The 625-nt window shown below is 48.8% G+C and carries 2 protein-coding genes; both read right to left on the minus strand.

All coding sequences use genetic code 11. The features are described 5' to 3' along the window. Positions 1 to 378, minus strand: a 378-nt coding sequence (locus ACV1FX_RS41740; protein ID WP_473123286.1) for a TetR/AcrR family transcriptional regulator, incomplete at its 3' end; no start/stop codon positions are given. 17 nt (positions 379 to 395) lie between these two features. Beyond that, positions 396 to 625, minus strand: a 230-nt coding sequence (locus ACV1FX_RS41745; RefSeq protein WP_473123287.1) for a hypothetical protein, incomplete at its 5' end; no start/stop codon positions are given.

Consider the following 625-nt stretch of genomic DNA (forward strand, 5'->3'; position numbering starts at 1 on the left):
ACCGTTAGCTGTCAGCTGCCTGACAACAAGCTCTACAAGCAGGCTTGACAGATTCTCAATCCGGCCGTCTTTTATTTTTTGAAATGTTGCGTCATATAATCCGGGATTGGCTTCGGCGAAATTGATATAGGCATCGGCAAGAGCGAGCAAAGCCGTTTCACCCGTCAGTCCTTCTGCAGAGGCCGCCATTTTTTCAAATAACATAGTTAAACCGGAGACAGCCAGCTCTGTTTTAATTCCTTGAAGGCCATTGACAAAATTGTAAAGGGAAGGCGGTTTTACGTTTAAGGACTTTGCAACGGCCGCAAGCGTCACTTCGTTCAGCCCTTTTTCGTCAGCGATGCCTGCTGCGGCTCTCAATATCATGTCAAGGCTCATTCCGACTCTCGGTGACATTATGATCGGCCTCCCGGCAGGCTTCGTTCAGCTTCCTCAGCAGCCTCAGCCATCATTTCAACGGGATTGCAGAGAACATTTCCATGTCCGGCGGCCAGACTGCTTGGTTGATGAGCGATAAGCGTTCTTGCTGTTTTTACAGCTTCTTCTTTATTCCACGTAGCAAAAGCCGGAAACGGAAATTTCCATTTCAGCTTCCCTGAAACAGCAAGGCCGCCCCGTACTTGAA

It is taken from the genome of Bradyrhizobium ingae, from assembly GCF_055791185.1.